A 17119-nucleotide genomic window follows, 5' to 3' on the forward strand; every position below is an offset into this window, starting at 1 on the left:
GCTTCAATTTTTCACGACAGCGCGCGGCGCGGGCATGATCCGGTCGTGCGTGACCGCGGCTATGCGCAGCGCAGGCAGCAGTGCTGAGACAATCGCTGTGCGCGAATTGGCGGTGCCCGCTGACCAGCCGAACTCCCGCGCGTAGCGCTCGCGCAGCTCAGCCTTCGTCATCCCGCCGGCGAGCAGGCATTCGCCCGCAAGCTGAAGCCAGCGCGGCGTCGTTTCGTCGAATGGGTTCTTTCCGGCGGCGAGGCTGTAACGCGCCTTCGTGTCGAGCCCGTGTTTCAGCAGCGGGCGCATCACCTTGGCGACGCGCACCGGCAGGGCGTCGAGCATGCCCTGCGCGGGCGTGTCGATCGCCAGCTTGACCTGCACCGCGGCGGGCGCGGGTGCCGGGATCGTCGTTTCGACTGCTATGGGAGGGTGAGCTTGCGCGATCACGACCCTGGCGGTGCGCTCAAGGCGCGCGAGGTCGCGCGAGGTGTCGATCCGATCCGAGAGCGATACCAGCATGCTGTGGCAGGCGGGCACGCATAGGCTCTGGCCCGTGCACGCGGCGCAGACCGGCGATGCCGCGAGAAACACCGACGGCAGCCCGAAGCAGCTGGGTTGGCTCATTACAGGTCCACCCCGTAGATGCGCCGCAGTTCTTCCTTGATCTGCCGGCCCTTGGGCTTCGACAGTTCGAGGAATTCGAAGATCATGCCGAGCGTGACGGCTGTGAACTTTTTCGTGAGGCGCGCGTTGCGCTCATCGAAGAACGCCATGAACTCCGGCGTCTGGTGCACCAGCAGCGCGATCACCTGCTTGGCAACCGGCGACAGCGCGCGCGCCGCGCGGTGACTCTCCTGACGCGCCTCGAGCCGCTCTTCGGGTGTGTCGTGGTCGTCATCGGCCGCATCGAGGAACTCGTAGACGTCACGCGACTCATCGCCATCTGACGCGCCACCGAGCACCTCGACGCTCACCATGCCAAGCTGCGTGTGCTCCAGACACAGGCGCTCGGCCCACTTGTTGAAGTTGTTCCAGCACGAGCGCCCGTAATACGCCGAGAACGTGAAGCCGGTCGCCGGATCGTATTTCGGCTGACAGCGCACGAAGCTCTCGCACATGAACTGGAACACGTCCTCGTAAGGAGTGGACAGACCCACCTCCTGCAGTCGGCCCCAGCCCTTGCGGGCCAGTTTGTGAAGCATGCCCTCATGGTCCTCGTAGGTGGTCGAGGTCGAGCGATTAACGGTTACGGCTTGGGCCGATTGCAGCATGATTGGGATTTCCCGGATTACTTGTCGAACACGCGCGATGCAACGCCGTCAACGACAGCGCGGTCCACCGCAGAGAGCTTGTTGATGAATGAGAGGGTGAGACCGGCGCGCCAGCTGCCCTTGCGCATACCGATGTCGGCCGCGTCAATCAGGCAGCGCGGGCTGATCGTGCTCGCCACTTCCTTGTTCTTGTAGGACTCGCGCACGCGGTTGGCGAAGTCAACCAGCTTGTCCGCGTTCACCTTCTGGATGCGGGAGCGGTTGACCAGGATCGCCGACTCCAGCTCAGGCTTCATGTAGGTCGCCTCGAGCACCATGCCGAAACGGTCGTAGTTCGCGGCGTTCTGGATCTGCGTGCCCTGATACAGGCCCGTTTCATCGCCCGAACCGTTCGTGTTGCCGGTCGCGACGAAGCGGAAGTTCTCGTGCGGTTTCACCACGCGCCATTCTTCCGGCGCGTCTTTAATCACTAGTGACTTACCCGGTTCCAAAATCGGTTGATACACCGAGAGCACGGCCGGCAGACCGAAGTCGTATTCGTCGGCGAGGTAGATCCACCCGTTGCGCATCGCGAGCGGGAGCAGGCCCGGCTGGAACTCGGTCTGCCCGCCGCGCACGACCCACTGGCCCAGCACATGCGATTCTTCGGTGCCGATCGAGTGCTGCACGCGCATGACCGGGCGGCCGGTGCGCGCCGCGACCTGTTCGATCAGGGTTGTCTTACCCGTCCCGGCGTGACCCCACACGTAGAGGTTCTTGCGGAGCTCAAGCGCCATCAGCGCGTTCTTCAGGTTGTCGATATCGAAAATGAAGCCGTTGTCGACTTCAGGCACGAGATCACGGTCGCGCGGCGTCGCGAAGATCGTCACGGGAATCGGCTCACCGCGGCCGTTCTTCGCTGCGGGCACCGGGTTGCCGGCGTTATCGAGCAGGCCGAACACCTCGTGCAGCGCGGCGCTGGTCTTGCCTTCGGGGTTCAGCGCGGTCACGTTCGCCGGCAGGGCACTGCCCGCCATACCGATGGCGGCGGTCGCAGGCTGTGCGGCTGCGCGCGCTGCGATGGCCTGCTCGGCGCGCTTTGACAGCACCGGCTGGCCCGGGAACTTCGCCTGATAGTCGGCGAGCGCCATGCCCGGATGGGCGTCGTTCAGGTGAAGCTGGATGGAGTGGGTCTTTGCACCGCATTCTGCGCAGGTGATCTTGTCGTCCAGATCGCTCATGAAATCCTCTCAAATTGAAACTGCAATTGAATTTGTTCAACAGGGTCTATTGTGACGGGCAACGCTTGGCCCGGTCAAGTCACTAATGACTTATCCGGGCAGGCAGTTTTACTGCACGAGGATGCGGTGCAACTCGCGCATCACGAGTGTCGGCAGATCCTTCACATCGTTCATGACGATGGCGTTCTTGTAGAACTCTTTCACCGACGGGTCGATGATGCCGAGCGCAACCACGTCTGTGCCGCGCGCTTCGATCTGTTTGACGACCTCCTTCAGGTGTTTATTCAGGGTCGGGCTCAGGCCGTTGCACGCGGGCTTGCCATCAGAGAGCACCATCAGCACCTTGCGGCTTGCACGCTGAAGCGACAGGCGGCGGTGCGCAATCTGCACGCTCTCGCCGTCAACGTTCTCGGACATCAGGCTCGTATCGTTTGCCACCAGCGCAAAGCGCCGGCGCACTTCGGGCGTCACCCGCTCGCCAAAGCCCTTCAGGATCGGCATGAGCAGCGCTTCCGTGCGGTCGTATCTGATCCCGTGGGTGTTCCACTCGTCCTGCATCGCCCGGTTCACCGCGGAGCTGAATGAGGCAGTCGTGAAGCCGATCACCTCATTGGGGATACTCAGGCTGTCCAGCACCGAAGCGAGCGCATACGCGGTGTAGGCGGCGACCTTGATCTTGCCGTAGTTCCACATCGAGCCCGACATATCGACCACCAGTTCGACGGCGACATCCTTCGTCTTGTTGACCTGCTTCTGGCGGAATACGTCGTCGCGGCCGGTCAGCACCCGGGCGAGTGACGCGCCGTGCAGCTTCCCGCGCTTGTGACCGCCCGTCCAGACCGACGCGGAGCGCGCCGAGATCGCGCGCTGCAGATCCTTTTGAAGCGGGCCGATCATGTGATCGACGTCTTTCTGCATTTCCGTCACGCGGCTCTGGTCAAAGCCCTCCGGCGGTTCGAGCACGAAGATTTTGTCCTCGTCGCGGGTAAAGATCGAATACTCCGAGCCTTGCGTCGCGCTGAGCACCTTCTTGGACAGCGCCTCTGCGGCAGCCTCATCGAACTCCTTGATCGGCGCCTCCTCGAGCTCCTTGAAGAGATCGCGCTCCGGCTCGCCGCCCGCGAGGCTCCCATCGCCCTCACCCGGCTCACCGTCGCCCGGCTGCGAGCCTTCGCCCGACGCGCCGTCGTCATCGGCGTCACCCGGCTCGCCCTGCCCGCCGTCCTGATCACCCTCCTCATCGTCGTCGCCCTGCGCGCTTGCGCCACCGGGCATGCCATCGCCCGGCTCGTCACCCGAAGCATCTGACTTGTCGCCGCCTTCGTCGTCACCACTGTCTTCGTCCGACGATTCGCCGCCTGCACCTGCACCGCTGGGCGCTTCGGCGTCTTCTTCATCCTCGTCGTCACCCGCACCCGCGGGTTCGGCTTCAGGCTCGGTCGACGACTCCTGTTCAGGCTCAGCCTCACCGTCGTCTTCCGGCTCCCGTAAATCCTCACCTGTGGGTTCCGGCGGCTCCGGCGAGTCACCCAGCGACGGCATGTCGGACGGCGTGGGCATATCGCCCTCGTCTTCCGGCGGATCGCCCGGCTCACCTGCTGACGGTGCGCTGGCCGGCTCCTCTTCGGGCTCGCCTGGCTCACCACCGGCTGCAGGCGGCTCGGGCGGGCTCGGCGGTGCGGGCGGCGCTTTCGGGGTCAGGCGTTTCTTTGCTTCGACCGCGACCGCGAGCCCCTGCTCGGAACTGCTCACGTCACGGATCATCTTCGGGAAATCTTTGCCGAGACGGTCGGTGACTTCCTTCATGAGCTCCCACTTGTCATGCATGTAATCGACAAAGGCGGTCTGCCCCGCCCATGCGCGGATCGCAACCACCATCAGGATCGCGGCCGAATGCTCGGGCTTTTCCTTCAGTTGCGAGTCGATGTATTCGGTGAGGAAGAACCCGTGCATCTTCGAGAGGTTCGCGCCGCAGCCGGGGAACTGCTCGCCCATGCGCCGCTCGACGAACGTGTCCTCGATCATGTTGTGCAGCGAGTGGACGCCCTTCTTCTCGGCTTTCAGGACGACCTTCTGGTCAGTGAAGAGGATGTGACCGACTTCGTGGTCGAGAAAGCCCTGCGTGGCGTCAAGCAGCGTGTCGTCGGCGTCGTCGGGGATATAAGGCAGATTGACCCGCTCGATTTCCAGCGTCTTGCGCTTGTAGGAGACGTAAGCCTGCGTGCCCTGCTGCGTTACTTTAACTGAACGCTTAGTGAGCATCGGAATGATGCGGGTGATCGCTTCGCGCAGGATCAGAACCCGATTGTTGACCTTCATCAGTCACACCTCATTAGAATTGAACGTCACTATTGACGCGATAGTTAAATTTTAACTACCGCGTCTTGGAGTGTGACCTTACTGCGCTGGAAGTAACGCAGCAGTGAAGCGCTCCGACTGATCGAGGCTCAGCGCGACGGCGCTCTCGCCAGCCGCATTGTCGATGATGATCATGTCGCCATGCACCGGGTGAAACGCGATCGTGGCAACGCCGGAGCCCATATCCAGACTGGCTTTCGAGTCTACCGTTTCTGCTAGGGTCTTAATGGCCTGTTCGTGAGACACAGCGATGAGCGTGTAGCCGAGAAACATTGAGTTAACTCCTGATTGAGGGTTGGCGGTTACGTGCGGGAAGTCACGAATAACTTACATTATAGACACTTCGCAGCAAGCAAAGCTGACTCGGTAGGACGAATTGATGTGGTAGCCTTAGCGAACGCCGGGAAATATCGGTTGGCAACCGATTTGCTGTCTATAATCGGGGGCATAACGAACACGATCAGTCAGCGCTGAATGACCCTAGTCTGACTGAAAGAAGTAAGGGATAATCTAATCAATCGAGAGGAACAAAATGACGACGCAAAAAGCGAAGCGAATCAGTGTTGCGGACTACATCAATGGGGCGATCGACCTGTCCGACAAGACACAACGCCAGATCACACAGGAAATCGGCTATGAGAACCCGAACGTCCTGACCATGATCAAGCAGGGCCGCACCAAGCTGCCAATCAACAAGGTGGGCGCGATTGCCCGCGCGCTGGGCGTCGACCCGGCGAATCTGCTGCGCATCGTGATGCTCGAATACATGCCGGATGCGTGGCAGGTCATTTCAGAAGTGATGGGTGATCGTGTGGTGTCGGCCGATGAGTCTGCCCTGCTGGATCTGGCACGAGAGGAAACCAAAGGTATCGGTGTAGACATGGGCGATCCCGATCTGGTTTCGGACCTGCGTAACGCGTTTCGCGCACACCATGAGCGCGCCGCAGCTAACCCGCGCTCTCCCGTTCCCGCAACCAAGCGAGGAGCGGCGAAACATTGACCACCAGACCCAAAGCGCCAGAGAACCCCGCCTAGATGCGGGGTTTTTTATTGCCCTGTCAGAATGCACAGGCACCAACACCGGGGCCGCGCTACATTGAATCACCGCTTGCGGCAGCGCATGAGCGCGATGCGCCAGCCAAGCTGTTGACGTCGCTGTTCCCGAACCCTTACAGACTGCTTTTTGTATAGCTAGATAGCTATACAGTCGCGACGCCGCAACTCTTGAGAATTTACTTGAACTGTTGACGGCTCTCCATTACCCTACGGGCCAATCTCAATACACAATGAGGCGAATATGAGCCTAATCATGGTGGGAGTGGAGAAGGGTGGTGTCGGCAAATCGACTCTGACACAGAACCTCGCCGCTATCCGCGCTTCTCTCGACCGGCGCGTCGCGATATATGACTTGGACAATCAGGCCACAACTAGCAAGTGGGTTGCACGGCGACGTGACCTTCCAGCGCTGCCGCAAGTTTACGTCGAACGTATGGAGGAGGGCAGGCACACCCAGGAAGAGTTCGCGCTCCAGCTGCAGCGGCTCATCGACAGTTACGACGATGTGTTTGTAGACGTCGGTGGCAAGGACACAGAAATCTTTCGCGCGGCGCTGGCAGCCGCGGACATCATTGTCGCGCCACTCATTCCGTCACCGGCAGACCTGGACACGGTGCCCGATCTGGCGGAAGTCATCGGCAAGTTCAGCAAGAAAATCGATATCCGGGTGGTGCTCAATCAGGCCGACCCGCGCAAGCGCATGACGAAGGCGATGATCTCGGAAATGGCTGCGTTCAAGGCGACGCTGCCGCTCATGTCGAAAATGATCGCGAACCGCGAGAGCTACAAATTCGCCACGGCGCAGGGCAGGGGAGTCGCCGAGCTTGAAGGGAGCTTTTGGGACGGCAACGCAGCCAACGAAATGAAGGATCTCTACCTGGGGGTATTCGGAAAATGAACAAGCCAGTGATGGGTGCCCCGAAGCGCGGCACCGACGTTCTCGCCGAACTGCGTCGCGAAACCGCGGCGATCTCTGAAGCGCCGGCCGCGAGGCTGGTGCCCGAGCCGGAAACGCCGCCGGCGCCCGACGAACCGCAGCTTCCAGAAGCGAGGGAGCAGCAGAGGGCGCCTGGTCGCGAAGTGACCATCGAAGGGCGCGGCGGTAGCATGAAGCTGGACCTGAATGCCATCCGGGCGATGAAGCCGCGGAAAGAGGCAACCATCCAGTCAAACGCGCGCTACCCCGAAAGCCTGCTTGAGGACATCGACCTGATCTGCCGGCTGACCGGCATGAAAAAGACGGATATTCTGGTCGAGGGTGCACGCAAGGAAGTGGCGATGCTCAAGAAGCGGTTCGGATTGGACTGAGGGCAGGGCGTCGCGGCTCGTGAAGTGAGTGAGCACTAACCAGGGCGGTATCGGGAATGGAGCGAGGGTGCCTTTGGCTATCGTGCTTGAAGCGATGGTCAAAGGCATCGGGAATGGAGCGATGAATATCGCCAAAGCCTTGTCGGAGTAGGGCGCACGCCGACCTCCCTTCTGCAAAACTGCCTTTTAGCGGCCCTTGAACGACCGGAAAGAGAGGAAACGAAGGCGACTATCGGGAATGAAGCGATGGTCAGGAGGATTAAGAAGGATTAAAAGGGGATTAGAGCCTGTTGACAGCCGCTATAACCCCTTGATTTTGCAGTGGATTTTCTGGTTGCTTCATCGCTTCATGCACGATACCCGCTCGCTTCAATCCTGATAGCCTATCGCTCCATGCCCGAGGGTCATCGCTTCAGGCACGAGCCACCAGGTGCTTCCAGCCTCGTTTCAATCCCGCTAGTTGTCCACACGCAGGCGAAAACCCCGTGAAAATCGGCATCGCTTCATGCACGATAGTGAGACGACGCCTGGTAAGGCTCTCACCGATCCATCGCTTCAAGCACGATAGTCGGCTCTTGCGGCGTCGACTGACTTTCTTATACTGCGCCACATGAGCGATCCCTTAAAACTCGTGCGTGACCTTGCCGAGCGTGCGATGGCTGCTGGCCCGCGCGCTGAGCCCGCGCATGCTACCACCCACACGCCGACGCAGATGCCATTCTGGCCGGCGAACGTGCGGGGGATGCCGAACGTCCTGTTGCGCTGCGCGATCTTCAACGCGAACAACCCGAACGCCGCGCGCATCCAGATGAAAAAGGAAAAGCTCGCGAGCCTCGAGAACTTCGAGATCGTATTCTCCGGCGAGGATCTGCGCCAGGACGAGAGCAATCTGCTCGAGGAGCTGCTCCACCTCGCGCGCGACACGGTGCTCTCTGAACGCATCGAGGTGTCAGGCTACGCGCTGCTCAAGCGGCTCGGCTCGGGCACATCGAAGAAGGACTACGCGAAGCTGGTCACGATGCTTGAGCGCCTGCAGAGCGGCCAGATCACGCTCAAGTTCGACGGCCAGCGCAAGGGCTTCACCGGCTCGCTGGTGCGCAAGTTCCTATGGCGCGACGGGGCAGAGAACACGACGACCGGCAAAACGAAGTGGATCATCTACCTCGAGCCGGAGATCATCCAGCTGTTCTCGGGCGACGACTACACGCGGCTCGGCGTCGAGCTTCGCCAGAAGCTGAAGCTGGAGCTCTCGAAGTGGCTCTACAACTACTACCACACGCACGCGCAGCCTTATCCGCATTCGGTCGCGACGATTCACCGGCTATGCGGCTCGCAGGCGAAGCAGCTCTTTCACTTCCGCGCGAACCTGCGCAAGGCACTGGACGAGCTCAAGAGCATCGGGTTCCTCGCTGACTGGCGTATCGACGAGAAGGACAACGTGCATGTGGTGCGCGTGAGTAGCAAGCCGATCGCCGGCACGTCCGCGGCCGACCAAGCCCGGCTGACTGCGTGAGTGAGAAAAGCAACTAACTGTCTGCCCGCCGGGCGTCCACTTGTCCACAGTTTCTGTGGGTAACACCGTGCATAGCCCGAGACCGGCTTGCAGGAAGAGGGGATGATGCTAATTAGCGCGACGCCGCGGCGCCACCGTGGGAAGACACGCTCGCAGTCCGAGATCGAGCGCGACACGCCGGTCCATGGCGATCTAATCGTCTCGCAGGAAAAATCGGAGGTCTTCGGGCGCTATTCGAACGTCGCGCGCTTCCAGCTCGCCGGCGGCGCAGACAAAGACCCGTTACCGCCGCTGCATGACGTCGTGCTTTCTTGGATGGGACCGATCGGCTTCGTGCTGACTGGAATCGAAGTGATTGACGGCGTTACCTATGCGCAGTCCTGGTGGTGCCGACCGGAATGAACAAGACAATGAGCGCCGACAAAACCTACACCTACGATGAAATCACCGCGGTGGCCAAGCAGATCGTCACGGACGAATTGGCGCGCGCACAGAAAGAGCCCGACGCAGGACCCGCCGGCAATCTTCGAGGCTACGCTGCAGGCGCGTGGCTACTGTGGCAGACGGTGACGCGCGATGAAGTCAACGACGATCAGCGTCGCGAGGACGCCGGAGTGTTCAAGAAGCTGCTCGGACTATAAAAAGCACGATGGTTCTGACGTTGTTAATTAACATTATGTCAAACTGGGTGCGCAACAAAAAGCCCGCAGGGCGGCGGGCTTCGTTTATCGAACAGCGGCGGTTGCCACCGCTTTGACCAGAGGCCCGATCTGCGGCGCGAGGCTAAACGCCATCGCAACGAATCCGACGCCCGCGAGCGCCCAGCCGAACCGGAACACCCAGTGTTCGACCTGATGCTGATACTGCTGGCTTTGACGATCCATATTTACCTCACGGGTTTTGCTTCGCTCAATGCGACATTGAAATGCACGGCGAGCATTAAGAACAATGATAGCAGACTGAAGAAAAGCGTCAGGGAGAACGCCTGATAGAAGAAAAACCGCTGCTTAAACCTCGCCCATTTGGACTGTCCGGCGACAGCGGCCGGCACATGCCCGGTCACAGGCTTGCGCGCGCCGGCAGCGGCGAACAGCGCCCCACCGACAATCGCAATGATCAGGCCCATCTGCGCCCAGCCCGGGTTTGGATTCGGCCAAAGCTTTGGATGCGTCGCAATGTCATACAGCGCGGCCGCACTCCAGCCGACCGCCACGAAGCCCATCTGTCCATCCCTGTATGCATCCCACTGACGCCATTCCGCGGTCGGGTCGCCGATATGCTCCACTCTCCAGAGCACAATGTTGGCGATCCACGGTCCCAATGCGGCCACTACCACATTGACCAGGAACCACCAGCCTTCAATGGACCAATCCATCAGCTCTCCAGCGCCAGATTGAGGTCGCGCACGAAGCACTCGGCTTCGACCTTCGAATCGATCCAGACCATGCGGTCATAGAGCGCCTTCAGGTCAGCGAAGCTGCGACCCATCGTGACCTCGCTAACGCTATTTTCGAGCCCGAACAATGGCGCAGCACTCCCGTTTTCAAGGTATTCCCAAAACACGTAATCGAGTCGCAGGTGGCGCGGTTGTGCGCGGATCAGCTCCCGCCCGAAGTCAGTCGTCTGCTTGCGCAGCCCCTCCTTCCAGCCGAGCAATACGGTGTCGTCAAGCGATGTGCCGGTGTCGAGCGCAAACAGCACAGCCTGCTTGCGAGTGTTTGAAAGCGGCGCGAGCAGCGCACGCAGGTCGCCGAGCGTGAAGGTCTTGTAGGTCATGTGCCTCTTCTCCAATAATTGCGCACATGATACTGGCCCGGTTTACCCCGTGTCGAGCGGCGATCCTCCAAAACGAAAACCCGGCACATGGCCGGGTCGGTGTTGCGGGTGCTTGTGCGTTACGCGGTCGCTGAGTCCTGCTACTTCTTGAACTGCGCGGCCTGCGATTCCTGCACGACGATCGTTGCGGTCATGATGCCCGAGAACGCAATGATCGACAGCAGCGGCACCTCGTTGTTGTTCGCGTCGATCATGCGGCAGCTGCCCTGCCCGTTGAAGTTGATCTGCGAGCGCCACGGGAGCGGCGACGCGGCCCGGATGTTCTGGAGTGTCATCTGTTCCATGTCAGGCTCCCTGCACCGCGGCGTCGAACTGCTCGATCACGCGCTCGAGGCTGTCCGCTTCGCTCTTGTCTGTGCGATAGCCGGCTTCGACCATGCGCGGCAGGAAGAGAGAGTAGAACTCGCTGCTCTCGCTCGGCTTCATCACTGAGTTTGCCCGCACCGCGATGATGCGACCCACGAAGTCACTGCCGTTCGCGTCAACCTGATCGCGCAGCTCCTCGTTCTTGACGGTCACATCGACGCGCAGCTGGCCGCAGGCGCTCTCACAGTTGAATGCGCCCGCGCGGCCTTCGTTCTTCGTGCCCGCGCGGCCTTCTGCGATGCCCTTGATGATGAGGTCGACGTCCACTTCGAGCTTGAGCTTGATCTGCTCCTTGCTCGTGCCATCCTTCCAGATCGCGCGGCCGTTCTTGATGATGGTGCCTTCCTTGCCGACCGCCAGGAGCTCGCGGTAGTGCGCCATCGCGTCCTCGAGCGACTTCACGACGCGCGTCGGAATGACCTGGATCATCAGGCTTTGAATCCCGAGCGCGCGATTGCCGCTCGCCAGCCCTAGCAGCATCGCCTTCAGCCGGTCGCGATAGCCGACCTCGTATTTGCCCTTCGGCACGACTGCGCTCAGCGGTATCTGGTCCCACGCGAAGAAACGCGGCACCTCGCTGATCGTGAAGTCGCCACCAGCGGCCACGCGGTTCAGAATACCGTTGCTGATCTCGCGCGCGGCGACCTCGCCATTGACCACGACCAGCATTTCGCCGTGCGTCTGCGTGCCGGCCGGGAACATGGCCCGCACATGGTCAGCGAAGACGCCGAACGCCTCGATCGGGAACGGCGAGCCGGCGCGGCTGGTGATGCGCACTTCGCCGCCTGCAGCGTGGTCGATGTTCATGAACATGCCGTCAGCCTTCTCCTGCGAGATCACGCCTTCAGCCCACGTCCAGCTGTCGAGCTTCGCATCCTTCAGCAGCGCGCAGCGCATGTAGGGGAACTCGCGGATCAGCCCCTTCCACGCCTTGTTCACGGTCGACTCGGAAAAGCCCGCGCGCAGATCCTTTCGGATGATGCGCTTGAAGAGCTCGGCCGACTGCGGCGTGAGGAACGTCATCAGGCGGCGCACTTCATCCTGCGCGGCGTTGCCGGTGAGCTCGCGCTTTGCCAGCTTGTCGAGCGTCTCCCAGATCGGAGCGTTCTCGAACGTGTTGGCGCCCGGTGCCGCGCCCTCGACGCGATCCGGCACCTTCTGCATACCGTAGGTGACGAGCGGGTCGAGCGCGGCGACGAGCACGCGCTTGAAGGTGTCGAAGGCGAGGAACTGCTTGACCATCGCCTGCTTGTCGTTCTTGCTCGGCGTAGCAGCGATCTTCTCAATCGCGGCGAACGCTTGGTCTGAGGTCATGTGAGTCACGGGTGATTTATCCTTGTGGTTGAGTTTGTGCGGCCCGCAGACGACGCGCCATTTCCAGCGGCGACTCGCCTGCGCGGGCGTCCATCGAAACGGGTTGAGGGGCGGCCACCTTGCTGGCGGCCGGGGTTGCCGGGACGGGCGCGAGAGCGGCCGGCTCGGGCTTGATCTGTGGCGGCTGACGGTTAGTTGCATTGTCAGCAGTGCGCTTCGCCGCGATGTTCAGTGCGGCCGCATAGATGTTCCCGTCGAACTCAGGCATCGCGGGCTTCGGTGCAGGCGCGGGCCGGCTCGGCGTCGGGGCGACCGGCGTGCCAGCTGCATACTTGTCGCGCTGGTAGCCGGAGCGCGAAATCTTGCGCGCTGGCGCGACCCACGCGTCCTGCTGCGCGACGACCGCGGCGCCCTTCACGCGCTCGACGAAGTAGATCGCCTGGCCCTTGAGCTTCTCTTCCTCGCGCATCCCGAGCGCCGTGCAGCGACCCTGACGGATCTCGGTCAGGCAGTCGCTATAGAGCACCTGCAACGAGGCGTCGCCCGTGTGCTCGATGATGTATTGGCACATCGCGTAGGGCTTCTTCACCTGCAGCGTGCGGCAGTCGGTGTAGAACGCATTGCGCTTGCTGTCGGCGGAAGTGGCCGGCGGCAGGATGGTCTGTGCGATCGTGGCTTGTTCGGTCATTTCTGGCTCCTACCATGTGCCCCATTCGGGCGCGGATTCAGTGATTGCGGGCGCTTTCGCTTTGCCCTCGTTGCTATTTTCGACACCGGGCGCTGGCGGTTCTTCGGATACCGCACCTTTCGAAACAGCGTCGTAATACGCTTTCGCCTTGCTCTTGCCGAAGAGCTTTTGCAGGACGTCAAGAAACGAGGCTTCGCCGGCGGCCGAGAAGTCGGAGACATCCCAATCGGTGTAGCCGCGCCGGTTCTTCTCACCCTGCTTCCTGTTCGCTATGACATTCGCCTGGCTCGGCCCATAGACGCCCTCAAGATGAACGGTGCCGCCCATCGAAACCGGATCGGAACCCGGCGAGAATTTGCCGAACTGGAAGACCACGGCTACGGTGTCGCCGCGCTGGACCTCAAAAATCTGATATGCCTTCGTCCCGCCGCTGTGCTCGGCAAACCGCCGGCGAATTATGTATTTGGACATTCAGTGTCCCTCGCAATTGATACCGCTGATTATAGTCACCGATTACTTATCTGTTCATCATGCGACGTTTCATCCTGATTTCAGCCGCCGTGCGACGTGACAGCGCGGTTGCCTGGTAGAACGCCGCGCGCACGACTTCAGCCGGGACTTCGTTTGGGTCTTTCTCTTTGGGCAGCATCGCAATGCGCACCCTGAAGCCGTTCGACGCGAGCATGAGGCCCGCTTCTACCGCGTCGTCGGTCGCCTGAATTTCACCGTCCCACATGATCGTGACGTCCTCGACGCCGCGCTCGTGCAGGGTCATGAACTTCGCCAGCTGGCTGTTCTCGCTCCCGGAGCTCAAGTGCTTGCCGAACGTGCCCACCGGCACCACGTCGCGCAGGTCCGCATCAGCGTCCAGCGCGATCTTGGTGGCCGCGACGTCGAACGCGCCCTCACCCACCACGATACGTTTCGTGTCATGGACGTTCAGCCCGTTAAAGAGGTGCACGCCCGATCCGTCGATGCCCGGCGGGAACAGGTATTTCTTCTCGGCGCTGCCGGCTACGTCGCGCCCCTGAAAGGTTGCCACCTTGCCGTCGAGGTCATAGACCGGAATCAGAATGCGCCGGCTGTAATCCTGGAAGGCCCAGCCCTGCTCGGTCTGATACCGGAAGTAGGAGCCGTTCGGGCAGTAGCCGAGGTGAAAATACGCGGCGAGCTCGGCGCTGATGCCGCGGTTCTCCAGATACGGAATGTTGTGCCCGTTGTGCGGCAGTGTGACGTGCTGCGGTAGCACCCATGCAGCGGGCGCATTGTCGACCTTGGCAGACACACGACGCGCGGGACGCCAGCCCATTTCTTTCGCGAACATGCGAATGTGCTCGACCACTTTGCCGCCGTGCGGCTTGCCGAGGTGTGCGGCGATGAAGCGATACTTCGTGAAGATCCGCTCGTCGGCCGGGTGTGATCCGCCGAAACAGTTGCCCACGCCCGTCTCGACGCCCATGTAAACTTTCCAATCCGAGTTGCCACATACGGGGCATTCTCGGATGTTCAGCTGCTGACCGGATCGTCCGTGAGTTTCTCGGTATGAGACCCCCTCGCGATCCAGGTAGGCCGTCATGTCGACACGCTCCAGCAGTTCATTCAGATCGTCTCTCATACGGCCCGCACCTCGCGCTTTTTTATCATCGTCACAAGCGCGGGACTCACGCCAAACTTCCCGGCGATCGCCCGCTGGGTCATCGACCCCTGACGACATAATTCCCGAATCTCTTCGGCTTGCTCGTCGCTCAGCTTGGACATCCCGTGCTTCTGGCCGCGGTTCGCCGTTCCGTGAGCCACCCGATCAGCCAGATTTGAGACCTGTGTATCCCAGCGGAGATTGCCGAGCACGTTGTTCTTTGGAGCACCATCGTTGTGGCAGGCCATCAAACCATCTGGGCGCGGCCCGACGAATGCCTCGAGCACGAGATACTGAACGAGGAAGGAAACTGCTACGGCGTCGCGATACAACTGGACATGGGCGTAGCCAAACTCATGGGTGCCTGGCCGTAGAATGCGACCCCGATGCAGCGCTACGCCGCCACCCCGGATCGGACTGTATCGGTCGAGCGAGCGGACTCGACCAAGGTCTGAAACCTCGTAGAGCCCCTCGTATCCGACTACCGGCTTCCAGCATTCAGTCGCCATACTCGTTTGCCATTGCCAGTTTCAGCCCGCGCAGCTTCCCTGCCACATCGACCATGCCCGCTGCGATCATGGCGTCGCCGACCGTCTTAAATTCGGCCACCGTCGATGTCTTATAGTCGGCCACTTCCATATCGGTCAGGAACTCGTCAAGCTCCGCACGCTCTGCCGTTTTTGTATCGCCACTCATTGCCTTCTCCTTTAAACGAACCCGAGAACCCGGGTAATGAACTTCATCCGGTCCAGCGCCTGCTCGATCTCGATGGTGAACTCGCCACCCTGATTGCGCGACGCGGCGAAATACAGGCGGCATTTGCCCGCTGCGCGCTCCTCGTCGGTGCGGTTGATCGAGATCACGATGTCGGCGATACGGATCTTGTTGAAGTCGTCCGCGACGTGTTCGGCCTTGATGATGTGCGCGTTGATCCCGTTACGGTTCGATTGTGTCGCAGTGAGCACGGCAAGCTCTTCACGAATTGCGAGCCCGCGCAGGTCCACGTAGATCGACTTCGAGTTTTCCACTGCGCTGTCGGTGTGACGCTCCGGCATCATCAGGTCGGCATAGTCGACCACGACCAGATCGAACACGATGCCCTTGGATCGGTAACGCTCGATCAGCCGGCGCAGGTCCGAGACCTTCAGCGAGCCAGTCGGGAACTCGTGAATCTTGAACACCGCGTTCGTGCCGTCAGCGCGCAGCGCCTTCATCGCGAAATCGGCCACCTTTGCACGGACATCGTGCGTATGGTGGTGCATTTCCATCATGGCCTGCGCGCTGATGTTTGCGTCCATCCGGTCAGCGATCACGTCGCGGCCCACTTCGAGCGACGCATACAGCACGTTCTTGCCCGAGGCCCACGCGTTGATGCCGAAGTCGATCAGTGCGGTCGTCTTACCGGCTTTCGCGCCACCGAGAATGACCGACAGCTCCTTGCGACCCCAGCCCTTGTGATACAGGAGCTCGTCGATCGGCTTGTAGCCCGTGGTGATACCCATCGGCGGCAACTTGCCGGCCGCCCGGTCCAGACGCACCCCGGTGCGGTTATCGACCATGACGGCGAAGTCATACTCGTCGCCGTCCATGTTGGCGCCCACGTCGAGCGCCTGACGCATGACGGTCGCGATGCCGTCGAAGTCTTTCTTGTCGAGCTTGTGGATCGCCTTATACATCGCCTCCTGCACCGCCTGGTGCCGGGCGAAGGTGGCAACCTGATCGACCACGAAGTCTCGATCCGAGATATCGACCTCAAAGAGCTCCTTGATCCGACCGACCGCGGCAGCGGCGAGCGCTTTGGGCAGCACCTTCGAATCGAGGTCTTCGCGGATCAGCATGCCGTAGATGCCTAGACCCGAGGGCGCCTTCTTGTATTTGCCGTAGTAGCGCAGCGCCGTGCCTACCAGATACGACTCGATCTCCGACTCGAAGTAGGCCGCGTCGAGCAATCCGTCGACGAGCTGGTTGAACGTGGTGTCACGCAGTGTCAGGGCGGCGATGCGGGCCTGGAACTCGCCGTCAAAGTTGAACTTTTCAACAGCGGTTTCTTCGGCGGCCGGCACGACGCTCAGTGCGGGTGCGGCGGCCGACATTACAGCACCGCCGTTTCGTTCGCGCGCGGCACCTGCTCGCCGTAGAACTGCTCGATCGCGCTCTTGTAGAACACGCGCAGCACCGTTTCACCCTTCTCGGCACGGTCGGCGTCGGGGTGGGCCGTCTTCAGCGTGATCGTGAACTTGTCGCGGCCTGTGATGATGCCCTTGAACTTAGCACCGTCGCCGGCGGTAATGATCGTCGCCTTCTGACGGTTATCCTGCATCGCTTTGAGGATCGCGTCATGGCCGCGCATGGGCGTTTGCGGGCGCGGCGCATCAACGCGCGGCCGGATTGCGCGCTCGGGGCGTCCCGTGAATTCGGACGATGTGCGCAGCGTGCTGCGACCGTAGGCGAGCTGCTCCTGGCGGGCTTGTTCGGGAGTGGTGGTCATGGGTAATTCTCCGGGTTGAAATTGACTGCGACGGTATCGCATACAGTCATTATAGTAAGCGGTGACTTATG

General features: G+C 61.2%; 23 protein-coding genes. 6 read left to right on the forward strand and 17 right to left on the reverse strand.

From position 1 onward, the window contains the following. Positions 1-3: 3 nt before the first annotated feature. The 5 genes from AB6809_RS29840 to AB6809_RS29860 all read right to left on the reverse strand — a co-directional run bounded on the left by AB6809_RS29840 (position 4) and on the right by AB6809_RS29860 (position 5116). A complete protein-coding gene (locus AB6809_RS29840) occupies positions 4-585 on the reverse strand; it encodes a hypothetical protein (RefSeq protein WP_371027847.1) in 582 nt (193 codons plus the stop codon). Positions 586-617: 32 nt separating this feature from the next. Next, a complete protein-coding gene (locus AB6809_RS29845; protein ID WP_371027848.1) occupies positions 618-1196 on the reverse strand; it encodes a hypothetical protein in 579 nt (192 codons plus the stop codon). An 86-nt stretch (positions 1197-1282) separates the two neighbouring features. Then, the gene (locus AB6809_RS29850) at positions 1283-2485 is read right to left on the reverse strand and encodes an AAA family ATPase (protein WP_371027849.1); all 1203 of its coding nucleotides are present in this window, start codon (positions 2483-2485) and stop codon (positions 1283-1285) included. 108 nt (positions 2486-2593) lie between these two features. Continuing rightward, entirely contained in the window at positions 2594-4804 is a 2211-nt protein-coding gene (locus tag AB6809_RS29855) for a hypothetical protein (protein ID WP_371027850.1), read from the reverse strand. A gap of 78 nt (positions 4805-4882) precedes the next feature. Then, the gene (locus AB6809_RS29860) at positions 4883-5116 is read right to left on the reverse strand and encodes a hypothetical protein (RefSeq protein WP_371027851.1); all 234 of its coding nucleotides are present in this window, start codon (positions 5114-5116) and stop codon (positions 4883-4885) included. A 259-nt stretch (positions 5117-5375) separates the two neighbouring features. On the opposite strand from AB6809_RS29860, the gene AB6809_RS29865 reads away from it, so the two are divergent. From AB6809_RS29865 to AB6809_RS29890, 6 genes are all read left to right on the forward strand, one after another. Continuing rightward, positions 5376-5843 carry a hypothetical protein gene (locus AB6809_RS29865; RefSeq protein WP_371027852.1) on the forward strand — a complete coding sequence of 156 codons (468 nt, stop codon included), beginning with the start codon at positions 5376-5378 and terminating at the stop codon, positions 5841-5843. A gap of 297 nt (positions 5844-6140) precedes the next feature. Further along, positions 6141-6797 carry a division plane positioning ATPase MipZ gene (locus tag AB6809_RS29870; RefSeq protein WP_371027853.1) on the forward strand — a complete coding sequence of 219 codons (657 nt, stop codon included), beginning with the start codon at positions 6141-6143 and terminating at the stop codon, positions 6795-6797. After that, complete coding sequence (locus tag AB6809_RS29875; RefSeq protein WP_371027854.1) at positions 6794-7207, forward strand: hypothetical protein; 414 nt, start codon at positions 6794-6796, stop codon at positions 7205-7207. The genes AB6809_RS29870 and AB6809_RS29875 overlap by 4 nt, the downstream gene beginning before the upstream one ends. Positions 7208-7817: 610 nt before the next feature. Continuing rightward, positions 7818-8720, forward strand: a complete 903-nt coding sequence (gene trfA / locus AB6809_RS29880) for a plasmid replication initiator TrfA (protein ID WP_371027855.1) — start codon at positions 7818-7820, stop codon at positions 8718-8720. Between the two features lie 87 nt (positions 8721-8807). Next, a complete protein-coding gene (locus AB6809_RS29885) occupies positions 8808-9122 on the forward strand; it encodes a hypothetical protein (protein WP_371027856.1) in 315 nt (104 codons plus the stop codon). Positions 9123-9130: 8 nt separating this feature from the next. Continuing rightward, positions 9131-9361 (forward strand): hypothetical protein, encoded by a 231-nt coding sequence (locus AB6809_RS29890; RefSeq protein ID WP_371027857.1) that lies wholly within the window; start codon positions 9131-9133, stop codon positions 9359-9361. Between the two features lie 84 nt (positions 9362-9445). Here the strand turns inward: AB6809_RS29890 and AB6809_RS29895 are convergent, their stop codons facing one another. The 12 genes from AB6809_RS29895 to AB6809_RS29950 form a co-directional block, all read right to left on the reverse strand. After that, positions 9446-9604: a hypothetical protein gene (locus AB6809_RS29895; RefSeq protein ID WP_371027858.1), complete on the reverse strand. Its 159-nt coding sequence runs from the start codon at positions 9602-9604 to the stop codon at positions 9446-9448. Between the two features lie 2 nt (positions 9605-9606). Continuing rightward, the gene (locus AB6809_RS29900) at positions 9607-10095 is read right to left on the reverse strand and encodes a hypothetical protein (protein ID WP_371027859.1); all 489 of its coding nucleotides are present in this window, start codon (positions 10093-10095) and stop codon (positions 9607-9609) included. Further along, a complete protein-coding gene (locus AB6809_RS29905) occupies positions 10095-10496 on the reverse strand; it encodes a hypothetical protein (protein WP_371027860.1) in 402 nt (133 codons plus the stop codon). Before AB6809_RS29905 ends, AB6809_RS29900 begins: the two co-directional genes overlap by 1 nt. 140 nt (positions 10497-10636) lie before the next feature. Beyond that, on the reverse strand, positions 10637-10840 hold the full coding sequence (locus tag AB6809_RS29910) for a hypothetical protein (protein WP_371027861.1): 204 nt from the start codon (positions 10838-10840) through the stop codon (positions 10637-10639). A gap of 1 nt (position 10841) precedes the next feature. Beyond that, positions 10842-12236, reverse strand: a complete 1395-nt coding sequence (locus AB6809_RS29915; RefSeq protein WP_371027862.1) for a hypothetical protein — start codon at positions 12234-12236, stop codon at positions 10842-10844. A gap of 16 nt (positions 12237-12252) precedes the next feature. After that, positions 12253-12924 (reverse strand): hypothetical protein, encoded by a 672-nt coding sequence (locus AB6809_RS29920; RefSeq protein WP_371027863.1) that lies wholly within the window; start codon positions 12922-12924, stop codon positions 12253-12255. A gap of 9 nt (positions 12925-12933) precedes the next feature. Next, positions 12934-13395: a hypothetical protein gene (locus tag AB6809_RS29925; protein WP_371027864.1), complete on the reverse strand. Its 462-nt coding sequence runs from the start codon at positions 13393-13395 to the stop codon at positions 12934-12936. Between the two features lie 46 nt (positions 13396-13441). Further along, complete coding sequence (locus AB6809_RS29930) at positions 13442-14539, reverse strand: hypothetical protein (protein ID WP_371027865.1); 1098 nt, start codon at positions 14537-14539, stop codon at positions 13442-13444. Next, entirely contained in the window at positions 14536-15069 is a 534-nt protein-coding gene (locus tag AB6809_RS29935) for an NUMOD4 domain-containing protein (protein WP_371027866.1), read from the reverse strand. Before AB6809_RS29935 ends, AB6809_RS29930 begins: the two co-directional genes overlap by 4 nt. Next, a complete protein-coding gene (locus tag AB6809_RS29940) occupies positions 15059-15256 on the reverse strand; it encodes a hypothetical protein (protein ID WP_371027867.1) in 198 nt (65 codons plus the stop codon). Before AB6809_RS29940 ends, AB6809_RS29935 begins: the two co-directional genes overlap by 11 nt. Before the next feature lie 11 nt (positions 15257-15267). Then, positions 15268-16653 (reverse strand): DnaB-like helicase C-terminal domain-containing protein, encoded by a 1386-nt coding sequence (locus tag AB6809_RS29945; protein WP_371027868.1) that lies wholly within the window; start codon positions 16651-16653, stop codon positions 15268-15270. Next, complete coding sequence (locus AB6809_RS29950; RefSeq protein WP_371027869.1) at positions 16653-17048, reverse strand: hypothetical protein; 396 nt, start codon at positions 17046-17048, stop codon at positions 16653-16655. Before AB6809_RS29950 ends, AB6809_RS29945 begins: the two co-directional genes overlap by 1 nt. Between the last annotated feature and the right edge of the window lie 71 nt (positions 17049-17119).

The organism is Paraburkholderia sp. RCC_158 (assembly GCF_041355255.1).
Lineage (GTDB): Bacteria > Pseudomonadota > Gammaproteobacteria > Burkholderiales > Burkholderiaceae > Paraburkholderia > Paraburkholderia graminis.